The following is a 20,708-nucleotide window of genomic DNA, read 5'->3' as shown; positions in this document are numbered from 1 at the left end:
AGAAGATGCCATTCAAACACAGCAGCCGGAGGTGGAGAAAGAAACGCCAAAGCCTATCCTTCGGGAGCAGTTTGAGCAGTATAAGCCTGTGGTGACTGCCGCTATTTCCGAGGATGCCGCATACCGCAATGCCTGCGGGCATTCTGACCGTGAAAATGCTGTCATCGAGGGCAATGCCGCTGTGCGCCGTGCGGTTCTTGGTTCTAAGGATATGGAGCTGATCCGACTCTATTCGGATGTGCCGGAGTTCCGTCAGCGTCTGCACCGGGAAGTGATCGACGAGACCTATCCAAAGCTCCATGAGCTTCTGCGCCCTCTTTCTCAGGAAGATATTGATACTGTCCTTTGTGCATGGAACGGCAATATCGAGAGTAAACACGCTGTTGTCCGCTATATGAAAGACCATGCAAGAGAAAAAGATACCGCCGCATGGCTGGCTCAGGAATACGGCGGCAGTAACAGCAACAGCCTGTTCGTTGTCCGTGCCGGCAGCCCGGAGGAAACGCAGCTGCCCTGGCCGAAGGTACAGCGCAGGCTTGCCCAGCTCATTCAGGAGGAACGGTTTTATACCGAAGAAGAACAGGATCGTTTTGACAACATCGACCCAATCGCCATCCGGGAAGCTCTGGAGGAAAGAGGGATTGTCAACGGCCAGGTGGCAGACCCGGAAAAACTGGACAATGATCCGTTTATCCAACAGGTGAGGTCAGATGCAGAGCAGATTGCAGATGCCGAGACAGAGCAGACTTCCGAAGTTTCCATTTCCGATGAGGAATATGACGCAGTTCGCCGCCCAATTCCGCAAAGAACCTCCTATGACCCAGCCGCCCCGGTCTATGCCGTGGGCGATACCGTGTATATCGAGGATGACGCCTATCAGATCACCGAGCTGCGGGAGGACACCGTACAGCTTCTGCCCACCGGGATGGTATATCCCATCTACCGGGCAGAGCGCAAAGAACAGTTCGAGCAGCTGCTTCGGGCAGACCGCCGCAATGCTTACTATACCGAGTTTCTTCCTATTGACCCGGACAAGGCAGAACAAGACTTGCGGGATGTATTGGCTCATGGACTGATGGATGAAGCGGATAAAAAGCAGATTTCCACGCTGCTGCAATCCGGCAGGAGCAACAGCGAGATCGCCTACTGGCTGAGCAGAGCCTATTCCGGTGAGATTGAGACACTGAATCTGGAGACCGGCGATATTGTCGATTACCGTACCACGGCACAGGGCATAGAACTGGAAGTCATGGATGCAGAGGAAAAGCGTCTGGCTATGCTGTATTTCCGCTGGGATGAGGTTGCGCCTTTGCTGCGCGGGATGTATGCCCGTCAGCAGGACGGTTTTGGACAGGAACAGCCCCAACCGGCTACCGAATCCCCGACCTTCCATTCCGAGACCATGGCCGTCTATCCGGGCGATAAGAACAATCTGCCTTATGATGTGGTGGTGGAACGACTGCATATCGAGGAGCCGGAGCCGCCAGCCCCTGTGACTGAGCCGGAGAAAACCTTTGAGGAAGTGCTGGACGAACACCCGGTTTCCATTCAGGTCAATGGCCAGTGGCAGACCTTTCCCAATGCCAAAGCTGCCGAGGAAGCATCTTATGAGGAATACAAGGCTAACCTGCGCCGCAATGCAAAAAACTTCCGCATTACAGATGAGCATTTGGGTGAGGGCGGTCCGAAAGCCAAGTTCCAGGCAAATGTCAATGCGATTCGTTTGCTGAAAGAGCTGGAAGCTGCCGGACAGCAGGCAAGCCCCGAACAGCAGGAGGTTCTTTCTCGATATGTGGGCTGGGGCGGTCTCTCTGATGCGTTTGACCCGGAGAAACCGGCATGGGCTTTAGAGTATGCCCAGCTAAAAGAACTGCTGACCCCGGAGGAATATGCCGCCGCCAGAGGTTCCACCCTCAACGCGCACTACACCAGTCCCACGGTAATCCGGGCCATCTATGAGACCGTGGGCCGCATGGGTTTTGAGACCGGCAACATCCTGGAGCCGTCCTGCGGTGTGGGCAATTTCTTCGGTATGCTGCCGGAAGAAATGCGAAACAGCCGTCTGTATGGCGTTGAGCTGGATTCCATCAGTGGACGGATTGCAAAGCAGCTCTACCCCAAGGCCGACATCACCGTGGCCGGGTTTGAGACCACCGACAGGCGAGATTTCTATGACCTTGCCATTGGTAATGTGCCTTTTGGCCAGTATCAGGTTCGAGATAAAGCCTATGACAAGCTGAATTTCAGCATCCACAACTACTTTTTTGCCAAAGCACTCGACCAGGTGCGTCCCGGCGGCGTGGTGGCCTTTGTCACCAGCCGCTATACGATGGACGCCAAGGATTCCACCGTGCGCCGGTATCTTGCTCAACGTGCCGAGCTGCTGGGAGTCATCCGTCTGCCTAATGACGCGTTCAAAAAGAATGCCGGTGCCGAGGTGGTATCCGACATCATCTTTCTCCAAAAGCGGGATCGCCCGCTGGACATCGTGCCGGAATGGACCCAGACCGGACAGACGGAGGACGGGTTTGCCATCAACCGGTATTTTATCGACCACCCGGAAATGGTGCTAGGCAGACAGGAGCCGGTAAGCACTGCACATGGTATGGACTACACCGTGAACCCCATTGAGGGGCTGGAACTGGCCGATCAGCTGCACGATGCCGTGAAGTACATTCGCGGCACCTACCAGGAGGCCGAGCTGCCGGAGCTGGGCGAAGGCGAAGCCATTGACACCTCCATTCCTGCCGACCCCAATGTGAAGAACTATTCCTATGCCATTGTAGACGGGCAGGTGTACTACCGGGAAAACAGCCGTATGGTGCGCCCTGACCTCAACGCCACCGCCGAAGCCCGCGTGAAAGGTCTTGTGGGACTGCGTGATTGTGTGCAGGAACTGATCGACCTTCAGATGGATGCAGCGGTTCCGGACAGCACCATTCGGGAGAAGCAGGCGGAACTGAACAGCCTCTATGACAGCTTTTCTGCCAAATACGGTCTCATCAATGACCGTGCAAACCGTCTGGCCTATGCAGACGATTCTTCCTATTACCTGCTCTGTGCGCTGGAAGTCATCGACGAGGACGGTAAACTGGAACGTAAGGCAGATATGTTCACCAAGCGGACCATCAAGCCCCATCAGGCGGTGGCTGTGGTGGATACGGCAAGTGAAGCACTGGCGGTGTCCATCTCGGAAAAAGCCTGCGTGGATATGGACTATATGAGCCAGCTTACCGGAAAAACAAAAGAAGAACTGGCCGGAGAGCTGCAAGGCGTAATCTTCCGTGTACCGGGACAGTTGGAGCAGGACAGAACGCCCCATTATGTGACTGCTGATGAATACCTCTCTGGCAATGTACGCCGAAAGCTGCGTCAGGCACAGCGGGCAGCACAGCAGGACCCGGTTTATGCAGTCAATGTGGAAGCTCTTACCGCCGCCCAGCCCAAAGACCTGGATGCGTCGGAGATCGAGGTGCGTCTGGGCGCTACCTGGATTGACAAGGAATATATCCAGCAGTTTATGTATGAGACCTTTAATACCCCGTTTTATCTCCAACGCAGTATCGAGGTCAACTATTCGTCCTTTACCGCTGAATGGCAGATCAAGGGAAAATCTTCTGTATCCTACAACGATGTGGCAGCTTATACCACCTATGGGACCAGCCGCGCCAACGCCTACAAGATTCTGGAGGATTCCTTAAACCTGCGGGATGTCCGCATCTATGACACCATAGAGGACGCAGACGGAAAAGAGCGCCGCGTGCTGAATGCCAAGGAGACCACCCTGGCGGCTCAAAAACAGCAGGCGATCCGGGAAGCCTTTAGGGACTGGATCTGGAGAGACCCGGAGCGCCGCCAGACTTTGGTGAGCCAGTACAACGAGGAAATGAACTCTACCCGTCCCCGTGAATATGATGGCAGCCACATCACTTTTGGAGGCATGAACCCGGCCATTACCCTGCGGGAACACCAGAAAAGCGCCATTGCCCATGTGCTGTATGGAGGAAATACCCTGTTGGCACATGAAGTAGGCGCAGGCAAAACTTTTGAAATGGTAGCTGCTTCGATGGAAGCCAAACGCCTGGGACTGTGCCAGAAATCTCTCTTTGTGGTTCCAAACCATCTGACAGAGCAGTGGGCGTCGGAGTTTCTGCGTCTCTATCCTTCCGCCAATATCTTAGTCACCACCAAAAAGGACTTTGAGACCCATAACCGAAAGAAGTTCTGCGCACGTATTGCGACGGGTGATTATGATGCCATCATCATGGGACACAGCCAGTTTGAGCGTATCCCCATCAGCCGGGAGCGTCAGGAACGGCTTCTCTATGAACAGATCGACGAGATCACTGAGGGGATTGCAGAGGTACAGGCCAGTGGCGGCGAGCGTTTTACCGTCAAACAGCTGGAGCGTACCAGAAAGTCTCTGGAAGCCAGACTGGAAAAGCTGCAAGCCGAGGGGCGAAAAGACGATGTGGTAACCTTCGAGCAGCTGGGTGTGGACCGTTTGTTTGTGGACGAGGCCCACAACTATAAAAACCTGTTTCTATACACAAAAATGCGGAATGTGGCTGGTCTTTCCACATCGGACGCGCAGAAATCCTCCGATATGTTTGCCAAGTGCCGCTATATGGATGAGATCACCGGAAACCGTGGCGTGATTTTTGCCACCGGCACCCCGGTCAGCAACTCCATGACCGAGCTTTACACCATGCAGCGTTACCTTCAGTATGAACGCCTGCAAGAACTGAACATGACCCACTTCGACTGCTGGGCTTCCAGATTTGGGGAGACCGTCACAGCATTGGAGCTGGCACCGGAAGGCACCGGCTACCGGGCAAGAACGAGATTCAGCAAGTTCTTTAATCTGCCAGAGCTGATGAACCTGTTCAAAGAAGTGGCGGACATCAAGACCGCCGACCAACTGAACCTGCCCACCCCGGAGGTGGAATACCACAACATCGTGGCGCAGCCTACCGAACATCAGCAGGAAATGGTGAAGGCACTCTCTGAGCGCGCTTCCGAAGTACACAGAGGCAGTGTGGACCCGTCGGTGGATAATATGCTCAAAATCACCTCGGATGGCCGCAAGCTGGGACTGGACCAGAGGATCGTCAACCAGATGCTGCCGGATGAACCTGGCACAAAGGTCAATCAGTGCGTGGACAACATCATGCAGATCTGGCGGGATGGCGAAGCTGACAAGCTGACCCAGCTGGTGTTCTGCGACATTTCTACACCGCAGGCAAAAGCTACTGCAAGCAAGGCGGCGAAAACGCTGGATAATCCACTGCTTCACGCACTGGAAGGTGCCGTGCCTCTGCCGGAGCAGGAACCGACCTTTACGGTATATGACGATATTCGTCAGAAACTCATTGCTCAGGGGATGCCTGCCGACCAGATCGCTTTTATCCATGAAGCCAACACCGAAGTGCGGAAAAAGGAGTTGTTCTCTAAAGTCCGTACCGGTCAGGTGCGTGTCCTTTTGGGCAGCACCGCCAAGATGGGCGCAGGCACCAATGTGCAGGACCGTCTGGTGGCACTTCATGACCTGGACTGTCCGTGGAGACCGGGAGACCTTGCCCAGCGCAAGGGCCGTATCGAGCGCCAGGGTAACCAGAATCCTCTTGTCCATGTGTACCGCTATGTGACCGAAGGAACCTTTGACGCATACCTCTGGCAGACGGTGGAGAATAAGCAAAAATTCATTAGTCAGATCATGACTTCTAAATCGCCGGTACGCTCCTGCGATGATGTGGATGAAACCGCCCTCAGTTTTGCAGAGATCAAGGCTTTGTGTGCCGGAGACCCACGTATCAAAGAGCGCATGGATTTGGATGTGGAGGTATCCCGCCTGAAGCTGATGAAAGCCGACCACCAGAGCAAGCAATATCGTCTGGAGGACCAGCTGCTCAAATACTTCCCGGAGGAGATTGAAAAGCACAAAGGCTTTATCAAGGGCTTTGAATCCGATCTGGAGGTTTTGGCAGCGCACCCGCACCCGGAGGACGGTTTTGCTGGTATGGAAATCCGTGGCGATCTGCTGACCGATAAGGAGAACGCCGGCGCAGCCCTTTTGGATGCCTGCAAGGAGGTCAAAACCTCCGATCCGGTGCAGATCGGCAGCTACCGGGGATATGCCATATCCGTGGAATTTTCCGCTTGGAAACAGGAGTATACGCTCCTGCTGAAAGGACAGATGACCCACCGGGCAACCCTTGGTACAGACCCTCGCGGAAATCTTACCCGTATCGACAATTCCCTCGCTCAGATGCCCCAGCGTCTGGAGGCGGCAAAGGCCCAGCTGGATAACCTCTATCAGCAGCAGGCTGCCGCAAAGGAGGAAGTCGGAAAGCCATTCCTTTATGAAGAAGAACTGCGAAGCAAAAATGCCCGTCTGGTGGAGCTGGATACTTTGCTGAACATCGACGGAAAGGGACAGGCACACGCCGAGGCTGTTGTTGCCAAAAGCGCACGGCCTTCGGTGCTGGATCATCTGAAACGTCCGGCGACGCCCCGCAGTACAGACAAGAAACCAAAACAGCATGAGGAGGTGCGATAACATGAATACCAATAATCTGAATACAGCCCTTTATGAAAAGATGGCCACTGAGCAGGAAAAATATAGGGACTGGCTGAAAAGCCAGCCCCCGGAAGAAATCCTGCACCACACCTATGAATATACTGTCCGTGAGGATATTGTGATGGCGATGGAGGAGCTGGAGCTGACCGACGCACAGGCCCAGGCGCTTTTGGAATCTCCCTCGCCGCTGGCGGATGTGTACCGTTATTTTGAAAAGCTGGAGACCGGCTATATGGATATGATCCGGGACAGCATTGAGAACCGTGCCGACGATGTGTGCAGAGCTAAAGAGGAACTGCGAACAACACCAATCTATCCCCATTCAGCTGCCTATGCGAGAGAACATGGGGAGCTGGAGCAGTACCGAGCTTCCAACAATGTAAATCTCCAATGCAAGGAGTCCATTGAAGCGGCGGTGCGGGAACACTTCGACGGAATGTATCTCAGCCACGATGCGGCAAAGGGTGTGATCGAGACCTATGGCATGGAGCGTGTATCTATGGTTCTGTCTAACACGATCCAGCTTCAGGACTGGGATGGGCGCTACTCCCGACGCAACAAAGAATGGGCCAAGACCATTCCTAATGATAATCCCGAAACCGTCCGTTGTGGTTATGCCTTAAACAGCCACCCTGCTGTGCTGGATGGTTTTATTGATCTGGTGCGTGAAGAACAGCAGCGCAGCCGTACCCAGAGAGAAAAACTGGAACCGTCCCGTCCCTCAGTACGGGATAAGCTCAAACAGGAGCTGCCCGCCAATAAGTCTGCCGCCCCGAAAAAACGGGAGCTGGAGCGATAACCATGGCAAAGCGCAAGCGGGATGTGCCGGTTCTGTTTTGGGTGTCCGCAGAAGAACTGGAACTGATCCATCAAAAGATGCAGCAATACGGGACAGAGAATTTGAGCGCTTATCTGCGGAAAATGGCGCTGGATGGTTATGTGGTCAAGCTGGAACTGCCAGAGCTGAAGGAGTTGGTCTCCCTGATGCGCCGAAGCAGCAACAACTTGAACCAGCTGACCCGCAAAGTGCATGAGACCGGGCGGGTTTATAATGCTGACTTGGAGGATATATCCCAGCGGCAGGAACAACTGTGGGAGGGTGTGAAGGAAATCCTTACCCAACTCTCCAAACTTTCATAACAGGGATAGATACTCCATTTGCGGAGGGAGGAACGGCGTTTCTTCGCCGCACCTTCCTCCGCTTTTTCTTTTTGTCTGTATCCTTGTCTTTTGCCTGTCCGTACCGGATAATATGAGTAGAATAAGAAGCGTAGCAAAGGAGTGAAAACAGATGCTGACCTTTGAAAAGGTGCTGGAGATTTTTGCGGATTACCTGACCGCAGACGAGACCATAGAAGTTTATATCAGCCGCCATGGATGTGTAAGAGTTGAATTTGACCAAGATTTTCACTATTGCTCTGGCGAGGTGTGCCATACTCCCAAGGAACTGTTCAATCTCTTAGCTGATGATTACCGGACTTATGTGGAGATTGAACTGACCAAAGGCAGACGGGAGTTGACGGAAGATGATGAGAGAGAAGCGGATGCCCTGTGCAAACGGTATCTGGAGCGTTGGAGGGAGGAACTGGAATGAAGATTTTGAAATGCTTGCTGATGATTGTAACTGCACCGGTCATTTTGGTGTTGACGCTTTTTGTCTGGCTCTGCATGGGGCTGATCTACATATCTGGTCTGGTGCTTGGTCTGCTCAGCACGGTAATTGCTCTACTTGGCGTGGCTGTGCTTATTACCTATTCCCCGCAGAATGGTGCAATTTTGCTGATTATGGCATTTTTGATTAGCCCGATGGGGCTGCCGCTGGCTGCGATCTGGCTGCTGGGAAAGGTGCAGAGTTTGAAATTTGCGATCCAGGATTGGGTGTATGGGTAAATGATGTGAATATAATTTGGAATGAAAAAGAAGCAGGACAATGGGAGATGAGACCCAATGCCCTGCTTCTCTGTTTATTCGGAACGAACTGTAATATATTTTTGATTGCGACTTTTAGGTTTATCGGGAATAGTCATTTCTAATTGCCCGGATTCTAAAAGCGGATTGATATGCTTCAAGGTGAAGTTTCTTAAATCTTTGAAGCCGCAAAATACTGCAAGCTCTTTCTTGGATTTTGGTGTTGTGCAAAAAGCCAAAATCTGTTTGGATACCGTTGATAGTTCAATAACTTGGTGGGTAACTTGGTGGATAACTTGGTGGGCGTCACCCTCTAAGTTGTAGTTTACATTTTTCAAGATGACTCTGAAATCTGTCGCTGTTGAGGAAAATTCGGGCTTATATGCCTCTGTGTATCCAGGCAGCTTTTCGGTTTCACTGACGATTTTGCGTAGGCCACTTCCACGGCGTTCCATGTACTTCATGCGGTGGAACAGGTCAGCAATCACAGGGTTTCGTCGCATCGAACGGATACTGTAAATATCGTATTCCTGAATTGAGCCGCCGCCAAACATACCGCCCGGAGATGTGATTTCCACCCGATCATCAAACATATCAATATGGATTTCGCTGCCAAGTACAATATAATCACGATGGATAAGCGCATTAACAAGAGCCTCTGTCACAGCTCGTTCAGCATAATCTGGCTTGTCTACACGATACTGTGCCTCTTTGACAAAACGGACTTTGGAATTATTGCGAATAAATTCACTGCCGCTTTTCAGTAGATAAATCAGATTCCCTTCGTATTCTTTATCGTCCAGTGCATCATCAAAGATAGAGCCTTTTTCCAAGCCATTCCACCGGGTACAGAACATACGGGAGTTATAAACTGTGTGCTGATCGGTCATGAGCTTTCCGGCATTGGTCAAGACCCCATTTTTGTCAGCCAAACCGAAGGAAACATAATCGGATGGCTCAAAGCGGAGGCCGGTTCGTTCCAGATAGGTTGCCTCCAGGAGTGTGAAGCTGTAATCCTTTTTCACAGCTTCTGTTGTTAAGGTGTCAAAGGACTGATTGGTTCCCTTTAAGATCAGTTCATTTACAATGTAATCCGGGGCAATTACGCTTTCATTTCCAACACGGATATATGCTTCCATCACTCCATCTGCCTTGTAATAATATGGGGTGCTGCGGCCGGGAGAAACCTCCAGAGCTAATAGATTTTTACCATCTTCCTGTAATGGTTTTAAGATAAACTGAGGTAATGGTGTGATACGTTCTTTGATTAAGCGGCTGATCGCTTCAGCATCCTTTTGAACATCGGACAAGCCGATAGGCTCCCGGTCATCGGAGACTCCGAAAAACAGAGTGCCGCCGATTCCATTGGAAAAGGCACTGACACTTTTTAACCAGCTTTTTGGCTTTTTTGTTTCGAGAGCAACTTTGAAATCACATTCGGTTGCTTCAGCAATGAGCTGTTCTATCATAGAAATCCCTCCTTTGAGGTTGTAGAATATTCTTTTTTATTATACCCAGCGGAGAAAGTTATTGCAACGATAGAAGCAAAGAGTTCAGCGAAAACAAAAATATTTATGAGAGGAGGACCTTCTATTATGGCAACTACAAGAATCATGCCGCTTCATGTCGGCAAAGGCCGCACAGAGAGTCGGGCAATCAGTGACATCATCGACTATGTGGCCAATCCAAAGAAAACAGATAACGGCAGGCTCATTACCGGCTATGCGTGTGACAGCCGGACTGCGGATGCGGAGTTCCTTCTGGCAAAGCGGCAGTACATTGCCGCTACCGGACGAGTGCGTGGTACAGATGATGTGATTGCCTATCATGTGCGCCAGTCCTTCCGCCCTGGTGAGATTACCCAGGAAGAAGCAAACCGGCTGGGCGTAGAATTTGCAAAGCGTTTTACTAAAGGCAATCATGCCTTTGTGGTCTGCACTCACATAGACAAGTCGCACATTCATAATCACATTATCTGGTCATCGGTCAGCTTAGAATATGACCGGAAGTTCCGAAACTTTTGGGGCAGCACCAAGGCGGTTCGTCGGCTAAGTGACACCATCTGTATTGAGAATGGACTGTCCATTGTAGAGAATCCGAAACTTCACGGAAAGAGCTATAACAAATGGCTGGGCGATCAGGCAAATCCATCTCACCGAGAGCTGCTTCGTGTGGCGATTGACAACGCATTATCACAAAGTCCTGCTGACTTTGAAGAACTGCTGAAGCTGTTGCGAGAATATGGTTGTGAAGTCTCAAAGCGCGGAAAATCGTATCGACTGAAACTCTCTGGTTGGGAGAAAGCCGCCCGCATGGACAGTCTGGGCGAAGGATATGGATTGGAAGATTTGCGGGCAGTTCTCTTAGGGAAGAAAGCACATACCCCGCGAAAGAAAACAGTCACACAGGCAGAGCCGCCGAAGGTCAATCTGCTGGTGGACATTCAGGCAAAATTGCAGGCTGGAAAAGGTGCTGGCTATGCGCGATGGGCTAAAGTTTTCAATCTGAAGCAAATGGCGCAGACCATGAATTACCTGTCAGAGAATAACCTGCTGGAGTATGCGGTTTTGGAAGAAAAGGCTGCGGCTGCCACGGCACATCACAATGAACTTTCGGCGCACATCAAAGCGGCTGAAAAGCGCATGGCAGAGATTGCTGTTCTGCGTACTCACATCGTAAATTATGCCAAGACCCGTGAGGTCTATGTGGCATACCGCAAGGCGGGCTACTCTAAGAAATTCCGGGAGGCACATGAGGAAGAAATCCTGCTCCACCAGGCTGCTAAGAATGCCTTTGATGAGATGGGCGTCAAGAAGCTGCCAAAGGTCAAAGAGTTACAGACAGAGTACGCAAAATTGCTGGAAGAAAAGAAAAAGACTTATTCCGAGTATCGGCGCTCCCGTGAAGAAATGAGGGAGCTTTTGACTGCAAAAGCAAATGTAGATCGAGTGCTGAAAATGGAGGTAGAACAGGATGTTGAAAAAGAAAAAGACCACGGCCAGCGGTAAGCTGGTCCTGGTCAAAAGCGTTCGCAGAACGCGCAGCCACAGAATGAAATTCTGTGTTCAAAGGGGCTTGGGGGCGCTGCCCTCAACAAGCAAGCGGAGAGGAAAATCACGGAGGGATTTTCTTCTCTGCGGGCCTGTGTGTATTAACACAGGCATTGCTTGCCTCTTTTCTCCGAAAATGAAAAGAACCAGTGAGAGAATCGTTAAATTTCACTCACTGGCTCAATTCGTTTCAAATTTTTTTGACAACTCTGTCAGTTCTTTCACCGTTTCCTGGGTGTGATGCAGCAGGGTGTCACGCATTTCTGGCGGACAGCTGGAATAAAGCATTTTCATCTGATTGACACCTTCATCCTCCAGAGAAACATCTGGATTTATAAGTGTATCTAAAGAGATATGCAGGACCTTGGCCAATGCTCTCAAAATCAAATAAGAAGGATTCATTTTCCCCTTTTCGATATTGGCGATTTGCTTTACAGAAACATGGCTCAAATCAGATAGCTCCTGTTGTGTTAGCTCTTTATTCTTTCGGGCTTCCCGCATTTTCTGCCCTAAAGCAGTTAAATCATCAATCGGCATAATCGTTCACCTCAATAACATTGTATCGTTCTGGTTTGTGCAAAGGAATAACCTAATTATGCCTGATGAACGGTAAGATTATGCTGATTTTTGCAGAGTAATAGGTAGGGATAAACTTGTATTCTTCGAGAAGACGAAATATAATATTTTAGGAGGTGCAAAATGGACTACATAACATTAAAAGAGGCAAGCCAAAAATGGAATGTTACGCCGCGCCAGATAAATTATTTGTGTACATCTGGGCGCATCCCCGGTGCTGTAAAAATGGCGACGATTTGGCTTATTCCTAAAAATGCAGAGAAGCCAGTAGACAGGCGGAGAAAAGAAAACAAATCTCAGTGAGGTTTCTGTGACATTTGGGTGATACACTGAAAATGAAGGAGTGTGATACCATGCGAATTTTAGTAGTCGAGGATGATCGACTTTTGAATAATACTTTATGCTATAACTTGAATACTGCGGGCTATGCGGTGGATTCTGCGCTGACAAAATCAGCGGCCGGTAGTTTCTTGACAGAGCAGGACTATGACCTAATTGTGCTGGATGTAAATTTGCCGGATGGGAACGGTTTTGACTTCTGCCGGGAGGTAAAAGAACGCCGTCCCGATACCGCTATTATCTTTCTGACCGCAAATGATATGGAAAGCGATATGCTCAAAGGGTATGAGCTGGGTGCAGAAGATTATGTGACAAAACCTTTCCCTATGAGTGTCTTTCAAAAGAAACTGGCGGTAGTGCTAGGGAGGCTGACAAAACAATATGGTGGTGATACTTATGAGGATGACATACTGACCATCAATTTTTCAGAAATGAGTGCTACTCTATCAGGAAAGCCACTTACATTCACACCACTGGAATATCGACTTTTGAAAATTCTGATGAAAAATCCACAGATTGTTTTGACCCGGCAAGTCTTGTTGGAAAAATTGTGGGACGCAGACGGAAATTTCGTGGATGAACACGCTCTGACTGCGGCTATCAGCCGGGTACGAAACAAAATTAAAACACCCGACCGTCAGTACATCAAAACGGTATATGGTATGGGTTATATGTGGATTGGAGGGGTGCTGAAATGAATGGGCGAAAACTCTCTGTCAACAAAGCCTGTCTCTTTTTAGCTGTTCTCCTGCTGGTGGCAATGGGGACGGTTTCAGCAGCTTTGTATGGGCTAACTCAGAATATAACCGCTGTCTGGTATGTAGTATTGTTCGGCATCTTTGTGCTGCTTTGCGCTGTTTGTTTTATGGTGCTGGTTCGGCGTAAACTGGCAATGTTCTCCGATAGCTTTTGTAGTCTGATAGATAATATGTTGTCCGGGAATATGCAGCCGAAACAGATTATTGAAGAAGAAAGTCTTTTCTATAAAATTGAATATCGGCTGAACCGTTTATATGAAGTCATGCAGGAAAACAAGAACAGCATTGCACAAGAACGGGCTGACCTGCAAGAACTGATTTCCGACATTTCTCATCAGGTCAAGACCCCGATTGCGAACTTGAAAATGATTAACAGCACCCTGCTTGAAAATGAAGTCCCTGTGCAAAAGCAAAAAGAGTTTCTTACAGCACAGGCCAGCCAACTTGATAAACTGGATTTTCTCATGCAGATGATGATTAAAACCTCTCGTCTGGAAGCAGGTGTCATTTCTCTGGAAAAGAAAAGCCAGCCGCTTTATGACACGCTTGCCGCCGCATTGGGCGGTATTCTTCTGAACGCCGAGAAAAAACAGATCAATGTTCAAGTGGACTGCCCGGAGAACTTGGTCGTTTCCCATGACAGAAAATGGACAGGTGAAGCATTGTTCAATATTTTGGACAATGCGGTGAAATATACGCCGGAGGGCGGTCAAATCCGTGTTTCGGTTGAAAGTTGGGAAATGTATGTGAAAATCGACATTGCAGATACAGGCATTGGCATTTCAGAACAGCATCAGGGAGCAATTTTCAAGCGTTTCTATCGAGAGGACATCGTACATGATGTAGATGGAATTGGTATTGGTCTATATCTGGCTCGTGAGATCGTAACCTTGCAAGGCGGTTATATCCGGGTAACATCCGAGGTTGGGAGGGGTTCAACTTTTTCCGTCTTTCTGCCTCGACAATAAAATAAGTACGCTAAAAAACAAAATGTCACAGACCTATGACATTTGAGATTTAATTAAACAGAGGTATTTTGTTTCCCGTGACATTTCTGTGGGGTTTACCTTTTATGATAGAGCCATCAAAAAGAAAGGGTGGTGTTCTATATGAACATATTACAAACGACAGATTTGAAGAAATATTACGGCACCGAACCGAACATTACAAAAGCATTGGATGGCGTGACCCTATCCATTGAGGAAGGTGAATTTGTTGCCATTGTTGGTACTTCCGGCAGCGGTAAGTCTACTTTGCTGAACATGATGGGCGGGTTAGATACGCCAACTTCCGGCAGTATTAAAGTAAAAGGGAAAGAATTATCGAAACTCAAGGATGAACAGCTTACCATCTTCCGCAGACGTAACATCGGGTTTATCTTTCAGAATTACAATCTTGTTCCTGTGCTGAATGTCTATGAAAATATTGTCCTGCCGGTGGAGCTGGATGGTGATACCGTGGACAAGCGGTTTATGGATGAAGTAGTGAAAATGCTGGCTCTCGATGGGAAGCTGAACAGTATGCCTAACAATCTGTCCGGCGGCCAGCAGCAGCGTGTAGCGATTGCCCGCGCCCTTGTTTCCAAACCAGCTATTATACTTGCAGATGAACCGACAGGCAATTTGGATAGCCGGACAAGTAGTGATGTTCTTGGTTTGCTGAAAGTTACAAGTCAGAAGTTCCATCAAACGCTTGTAATGATTACCCATAACAATGAAATTGCCCAGCTTGCCGACCGAATTATCCGTATTGAGGACGGAAAAATCGCACAGTGACAGGGGGTGACATTGATGGATGATATTTTATTTGGGAACAATAATCAGGCAACAATCAATCGTCTTGCCAAAAGAAGCTACCGCGCTAATAAGCAGAGAAATGTTTTCGTTACCATCGCATTATTCTTGACCGCCTTTATGATTACATCTGTATTTAGTTTGGGGTGCAGTTATTTTGAAACCTATCAAATGCAGCAAATTCGTGCGATGGGCACGACTGCGGATGTGGCAATTACAAGTCTCTCAGAAGAACAATATGAAGAATTGAGCCGATCCAGCTTGGTATCCGTAGTTGGTGTCAGTCAGAGATTGGGCAGCATTGATACATCTGGAATGGACGATGCCCTGCTGAGTATTACTTGGATAGACGAAACAGAATGGCAAGAACACCGTGTACCAACAATTTCGGATATACACGGAGATTATCCGCAAGCAAAAAATGAAATTATGCTCCCTACATGGGCTTTGCGTGCAATGGGGATTGATGATCCACAGATAGGGATGAATATTTCCCTTTCCTATCAACTCGGAACAGATTATCAATATATCTCCGATGAATTTGTTTTGTCGGGCTATTATACAGATTATTCGGCTTCACGTGCAGGCAACCGTGGTGCCGCTTATGTTTCGGAGCTTTTTGCAACACAAACAGGGCTTCCCTTTGATAGTGTGTCTACCGCAATGATTTCTTTTTCTGATGACAGTAATGCCCTGCGATCCTGTGAAAAACTAAAACGGAAGATTTCGTTTACAGAAAGTCAGTCCTTTGAAATTGTACCTATTGCTCAGAGCAATTCCACCACCATTGTTCTTCCACTGGCTGCTATTATCGTCTTTATCATTATCAGCGGCTATTTGCTGATTTATAACATTCTGTATATCTCAATTTCAAGAGATACACAATTCTATGGACAGCTTAAAACGATAGGCACGACAAAAAGACAAATCAAGCGGATCGTGCGTTCTCAAATATTCAGAACGGCGGTGATCGGTATTCCCAGCGGCCTGATTGTCGGTGGTATTGTTTCGCTTGGACTTGTTCCGTTTGCCATGAATATGATGTACTCAAGCGATACAGACCTTGGGGAGATAGTGTCCTTTTCCCCCATTATTTTTGCGGGTGCCGCAATCTTCACATTTTTTACTGCAATCATCGGCAGCATGAAACCAGCGAAAATAGCTGCAAGTATTTCTCCTGTTGCGGCTTCACGCTATACGGAGGCAAATACAAGGAGTTACCGAGATCATAAGAGCCATAGAACAAAATTATCTCGGATGGCACGAGATAATATTTTTAGAAACCCTAAAAGCGCTTTCCTTACTTTTGCGTCCTTATTTTTAGGCTTAATATTGTTTTTGGTTTCTGCTGGTCTACTATCAAGCCTAAGTCCCGACAATTTTGTAAATCAATGGGGAGAAAGTGATTTCGCATTGACTTACAGCATTTCCGAAGAAGGAAACCTGCTCTCTGATGAAATGTTGCAGCAAATTGAAACAATGCAGGGAATTGAAAATCTGCGCGTCACTTATTCTGCTTCACCGTGGCCCACTATGGATGTCATTTACGACGAAAATGTATTCGGGAAATATATTGATTCCTTGGATGGCGTATCAGGTCTTGATTTTTCAAATGCGGAAACACGAAAAAACTATACAGATAATTTTTGGAGCGGCGTTTACGGAATAGATTCCAGATATATCGAAGAACTTAATAAAACGCTTGATAAGCCTATTGACTTAACCGCCTTTGAAAAGGGAGAGTTGGTGGTTTTGTCCGCTATGACGGATGATGAGGGAAACCTATTGATTCAGCCAGGGCAAGCAATCACCGTTGTCGGTGAGTCCGGGGAACAGGTCTTTACAGTGGCAACTGGCTTTCTGGACGCTGATTTTCAGAGTGGTCGAGGAAATGAGAGAGGTACTGCCCCTGATTTGTATATCAGTAAGCAAGCAATAGAGAAGTTGTCTGGAGAAACCAAAATCTTTCGGATTGCTTTTGACACGATTGATAGCAGTTATGACAAAGGGATTATGGAGCAGCTTCAATCCATTACTGCTTCGTCACCGGGCATTACGATTCTGTCACGATATGAAAAGCAGCAAGAAATGGCCGGATATTTGCTGACCTCAAGGATTATAGCCGCAGGGTTGTCCGCTGTATTTTTGCTGATAGGAATTATGAATTTCATTAACACAATGGTTGTTAGTGTAAATACTCGGAAACATGAATTTGCAACACTTGAAAGTATAGGAATGACGAAAAAGCAAATTAGAAATGTATTGCTTTGGGAAGGCGTGTATTATTGGAGTATTTCTTTCCTACTGCTTGCTACACTGGGAACAGCGATATATATTCCAATATACTCAGCCTTTAGAAGAATGGTTCCTTATGCAGCTTTTCACTATCCTGTAATTTCTCTGTTGGTTGTCGCAGCTATTGTTTTGCTGGTCTGCTTGGCAACCCCCGTCATAACTTTCATGCAAAATGTTAAGCAAAGCGTTGTAGAGAGACTGCGGCAGAATTAAATATTTGCGATGAAAACCGGGAGATTATTCTCCCGGTTTTTCAAATCTCACAGGTTCGTGAGATTTCAGCCCATTATTCTGTCGAAACAGCGTGTGTCAGTGACATTTCTGTGAGGATTGCTTGTTAAGATAAGCGCAAAAGGAACAAGCTGCCGCACGACGGCAAAAGAAAAAAAGCCGTCGTACAGCAGCCTATCAACACGCCCATTTGAAACGGCGGCTTTGATTTTCAGAGCCGCCGTTTCTTTGCGATTGCACAAACCAATGACGACTTGCAGGGACACGGTAGCCGATTGGAGGTTAATTTACCGTGTCCCGTTTGCTTTTTCAAAGCTCACATGATCTACATCAGTTAAAAAAAGCATTGCTCCTCCTCCGGGCAAGTATAATATTGTATCGGCATTATCGTTCTATGTAATTCGGTATAATAATGGCTGTTCTTGGCGCGCCAGTTTTCCCCCACGGAAATCTGGCGTTTTTTGTTGCCATTTTTTCGGAGATGACCCGGTTGTCTGCCGGTGTCGGTCTCCACCTCCATTCGATTCACCCGTCAATCACCCGTGAATCGAAATGGAGGTACATAATGAAGAAAATTAACCTTCGGGAACTTTATCCTGATGTTTATACAACAGACTTTTTTGTAGATGTGACAGAGGAAGTAATGGAGACTATTCGAGCAGCTGAACGTGCGGAGGCTGCGTATGAGCGAAAGATGTATCGTTATAAAGCACAGTATTCTCTGGATTGCGAGAATGGCATTGAAAATGCGGTGTTGTTGAAGCCGCAGACACCGGAGATGGTTCTGGAGGAAAAACAGTTTCAGGAGCAGGTCTATGCCGCTGTGATGAAGCTGCCGGAGAAACAGGCAAAGAGGATTTATGCCCGATACTATCTGGGAATGACGGTAAATAAAATTGCCAAAGTAGAAGGTGTAGACCCAAGCCGTGTCCGAGACAGTATCCGCCGTGGATTAAAGCAGCTTGTAAAATATTTTTGATAAAATTTCATTTGATACGCCTGTTTTTTGCCTTTTTTGTCAGTGTTAATAAGAAGGACAAGTTTTCCTCCTTCATCAGTACATTGACAATCGAATAGACAGCACAACAGGTACATAACCCATGTACGAGCGAATATGAAACGCCGCGAAGATGGAGCAGTCAGGGAGGTGATGAAAGAACTGCTTCGGAGCGATCTACGATTTCATAAAACGGATTGTGGCAGATTCGGCGCGATGACTGCATGGGGGCTTAAAGATACTTCCTCACGGCCCGCCAAAGACTTGGGGGGAACCCTGCGGCGCACGAGTAAAACGACGCCGCGGAGTTATGACAACCGCGCCAGCGGAGACCTGTTATGTTCCCATCGTCAGGGTTGCGTGGCAAATGTGACGAGAATTGAGTCATATTGAAATAGGAAGCGACTGCTCTTTTGGGTGGCCGCTTTCTATTCAAAATCAGATACCATGCGCTGGCAGTTTCGGCTGCCAGCGTATTCATGTGATTTTGAAAGCACGATGATAACCTTGACAGATTGGAGGGAATATAGTCTATGGAAAAGCTCATTACACGAAAAGAAGCTGCTGAAATCTTAGGAATCAGCATAGCAACGCTGGATGCCGCCCGTAACAACGGCTTGATCTCTTATGTGCAGTATGTTCAGAATGGCTGTGTGTATTTTACTGCGGCAGGTCTCCAGGAGTATATCGCAAAATGCACGCACAGAGCAAAACCAGTTGAGAGAAGCGCAACTTACCGTAAACCTCGAAGCGGAAGATCGTGAGCCGGTCCGTATCCTTGATGGAATCAGAGAGGTCTGATAAAACAAAGGTACAGCGCTGGAGATTATTCTTAGGAGGTGGAGGAATTGGCAAATAGAAAAATAATACTTCCTCAATATGGCACAGTCATGAAAAGAGGTGTCCTATATTATAGGACCAGAATCAAAGACGCGAATGGTAAGCTCGTAGCTATCTACGCAAAAACACCTGAAGAACTATATAACAAAGAAACGCTTGCGTTGGAACAGATTGAGAATGCTACTTTTCATCGGAAAACGCCCACAGTTGCAGAGTATTGTGAAAAGTGGCTGCTGATGCAGTCGGTTCATGTACGAGCCACTACCTTGACGGATTACACCTCAAAGGTCAGGCGGCATATTATAGCGGAATTGGGAGATAAACGGATGGGAGAGGTTAGTCTGGATGATATTCAACTTGCCCTTGTTCCGGTTTCCAAGAAATCTGCATCGGTTTATAAATCTGTGGTGATCCTTTACAAGTCTATCTTTCGCGCAGCGATGGAAAGCAGGATCATTGACCATAACCCAACGATTTATCTGACAACAAAAGGTGGCGGTGTTCCTCAAGAGGAGCGTCAGGCTTTGACAGATGAACAGGTGGAGCGACTTTTGGATGCTATCCGAGATTTGCCGCCTTATGTCTTTGTCATGATCGGTTTGTATGCGGGTCTGCGCCGGGAAGAAATTCTTGCTCTGCAATGGGATTCAGTATATCTGGATACGGATACTCCATATCTGACGGTAAGGCGGGCATGGCATACAGAACACAACAGACCGGTGATTTCGGATGAATTGAAAACCAAGGCTGCGGAGAGAAATATCCCCCTTCCTGTTTGCTTGGCTGAGTGTTTGAAAGCAGCAAAGGAAACTTCGACTTCGGAGTACGTGGTTTCAAACCGGGATGGCGAACCGCTGTCCTACACGCAGTTTAAGCGACTTTGGCAGTATATTGTTACGAGGACGGTCAAGGAGCGGAGCTATTATCGGTATGAAGATGGAAAAAGAGTAAAGCATACTGTCACACCTGTCTTGGGAGAAAAGGCTGCTCATAACGGAAAAGTGGTTTACAGTCTGGACTTTGAAGTAACACCCCATCAGCTGCGGCATACTTACATTACCAATCTCATTCATGCATCGGTAGATCCCAAAACGGTTCAATACCTGGCAGGCCATGAAAGCAGCAAGATTACCATGGACATTTATGCAAAGGTTAAGTACAACAGACCAGATGAGCTGGTCAGATCAATGAACTGTGCGTTTGCAAGCTGGGATGCAGCACAGTAATAACAAATAGGAAATGAAGAAGGAGCGAGGCAAGGATGTCTCGCTCTTTGTTTTACCTCAGCCGTATCTTTGATTAAATCGGGGCTTTCTGATAAAAAGAGAGTGTAGATACGGA

General features: G+C 48.1%; 16 protein-coding genes. 14 read left to right on the top strand and 2 right to left on the bottom strand.

The window, feature by feature from the left end; translation table 11 throughout:
* Nucleotides 1-394 precede the first annotated feature (394 nt).
* From AB5Z01_RS01365 to AB5Z01_RS01345, 5 genes are all read left to right on the top strand, one after another.
* On the top strand, nt 395-6,559 hold the full coding sequence (locus AB5Z01_RS01365; RefSeq protein WP_368365237.1) for an SNF2-related protein: 6,165 nt from the start codon (nt 395-397) through the stop codon (nt 6,557-6,559).
* 1 nt (nt 6,560) lies between these two features.
* A complete protein-coding gene (locus AB5Z01_RS01360; protein WP_066562204.1) occupies nt 6,561-7,379 on the top strand; it encodes a DUF3849 domain-containing protein in 819 nt (272 codons plus the stop codon).
* A gap of 2 nt (nt 7,380-7,381) precedes the next feature.
* Complete coding sequence (gene mobC, locus AB5Z01_RS01355) at nt 7,382-7,720, top strand: plasmid mobilization relaxosome protein MobC (protein ID WP_003526263.1); 339 nt, start codon at nt 7,382-7,384, stop codon at nt 7,718-7,720.
* 151 nt (nt 7,721-7,871) lie between these two features.
* Nucleotides 7,872-8,174, top strand: coding sequence for a hypothetical protein (locus AB5Z01_RS01350; RefSeq protein ID WP_007886654.1), 303 nt, complete (start codon nt 7,872-7,874; stop codon nt 8,172-8,174).
* Nucleotides 8,171-8,470, top strand: coding sequence for a CD1845 family protein (locus tag AB5Z01_RS01345; RefSeq protein ID WP_007886655.1), 300 nt, complete (start codon nt 8,171-8,173; stop codon nt 8,468-8,470). The genes AB5Z01_RS01350 and AB5Z01_RS01345 overlap by 4 nt, the downstream gene beginning before the upstream one ends.
* Before the next feature lie 74 nt (nt 8,471-8,544).
* Here AB5Z01_RS01345 and AB5Z01_RS01340 read toward each other — a convergent pair whose 3' ends face one another.
* On the bottom strand, nt 8,545-9,957 hold the full coding sequence (locus tag AB5Z01_RS01340; RefSeq protein WP_005335801.1) for an ATP-binding protein: 1,413 nt from the start codon (nt 9,955-9,957) through the stop codon (nt 8,545-8,547).
* A 126-nt stretch (nt 9,958-10,083) separates the two neighbouring features.
* Here AB5Z01_RS01340 and AB5Z01_RS01335 point away from each other — a divergent pair, with 126 nt between their 5' ends.
* The gene (locus tag AB5Z01_RS01335; RefSeq protein WP_015564598.1) at nt 10,084-11,496 is read left to right on the top strand and encodes a relaxase/mobilization nuclease domain-containing protein; all 1,413 of its coding nucleotides are present in this window, start codon (nt 10,084-10,086) and stop codon (nt 11,494-11,496) included.
* A gap of 222 nt (nt 11,497-11,718) precedes the next feature.
* Here the strand turns inward: AB5Z01_RS01335 and AB5Z01_RS01330 are convergent, their stop codons facing one another.
* Nucleotides 11,719-12,075: a helix-turn-helix domain-containing protein gene (locus AB5Z01_RS01330; RefSeq protein ID WP_005335798.1), complete on the bottom strand. Its 357-nt coding sequence runs from the start codon at nt 12,073-12,075 to the stop codon at nt 11,719-11,721.
* A gap of 162 nt (nt 12,076-12,237) precedes the next feature.
* Here AB5Z01_RS01330 and AB5Z01_RS01325 point away from each other — a divergent pair, with 162 nt between their 5' ends.
* From AB5Z01_RS01325 to AB5Z01_RS01290, 8 genes are all read left to right on the top strand, one after another.
* Nucleotides 12,238-12,417 (top strand): hypothetical protein, encoded by a 180-nt coding sequence (locus AB5Z01_RS01325; protein ID WP_005335797.1) that lies wholly within the window; start codon nt 12,238-12,240, stop codon nt 12,415-12,417.
* Nucleotides 12,418-12,467: 50 nt separating this feature from the next.
* On the top strand, nt 12,468-13,151 hold the full coding sequence (locus AB5Z01_RS01320) for a response regulator transcription factor (protein ID WP_368365220.1): 684 nt from the start codon (nt 12,468-12,470) through the stop codon (nt 13,149-13,151).
* Nucleotides 13,148-14,179 (top strand): sensor histidine kinase KdpD, encoded by a 1,032-nt coding sequence (locus AB5Z01_RS01315; protein WP_007882187.1) that lies wholly within the window; start codon nt 13,148-13,150, stop codon nt 14,177-14,179. Before AB5Z01_RS01320 ends, AB5Z01_RS01315 begins: the two co-directional genes overlap by 4 nt.
* A 141-nt stretch (nt 14,180-14,320) precedes the next feature.
* Nucleotides 14,321-14,986: an ABC transporter ATP-binding protein gene (locus AB5Z01_RS01310; RefSeq protein WP_005335790.1), complete on the top strand. Its 666-nt coding sequence runs from the start codon at nt 14,321-14,323 to the stop codon at nt 14,984-14,986.
* Nucleotides 14,987-15,001: 15 nt separating this feature from the next.
* Entirely contained in the window at nt 15,002-17,512 is a 2,511-nt protein-coding gene (locus AB5Z01_RS01305; protein ID WP_005335788.1) for an ABC transporter permease, read from the top strand.
* Nucleotides 17,513-18,095: 583 nt separating this feature from the next.
* Nucleotides 18,096-18,509, top strand: a complete 414-nt coding sequence (locus AB5Z01_RS01300) for a sigma-70 family RNA polymerase sigma factor (RefSeq protein ID WP_368365219.1) — start codon at nt 18,096-18,098, stop codon at nt 18,507-18,509.
* A 551-nt stretch (nt 18,510-19,060) separates the two neighbouring features.
* Nucleotides 19,061-19,291, top strand: coding sequence for a helix-turn-helix domain-containing protein (locus AB5Z01_RS01295; RefSeq protein WP_009321998.1), 231 nt, complete (start codon nt 19,061-19,063; stop codon nt 19,289-19,291).
* A gap of 84 nt (nt 19,292-19,375) precedes the next feature.
* On the top strand, nt 19,376-20,593 hold the full coding sequence (locus AB5Z01_RS01290) for a site-specific integrase (RefSeq protein ID WP_044926716.1): 1,218 nt from the start codon (nt 19,376-19,378) through the stop codon (nt 20,591-20,593).
* Nucleotides 20,594-20,708: the final 115 nt, after the last annotated feature.

Origin of the sequence: Ruminococcus sp. RTP21359st1_H3_RTP21359_211015, assembly GCF_040909065.1 — a bacterium.
GTDB classification, from domain to species: domain Bacteria; phylum Bacillota; class Clostridia; order Oscillospirales; family Ruminococcaceae; genus Hominimerdicola; species Hominimerdicola aceti.
The sequence above is the reverse complement of the archived record's forward strand: the minus strand, read 5'-3'. Positions and strand labels throughout refer to the sequence as shown.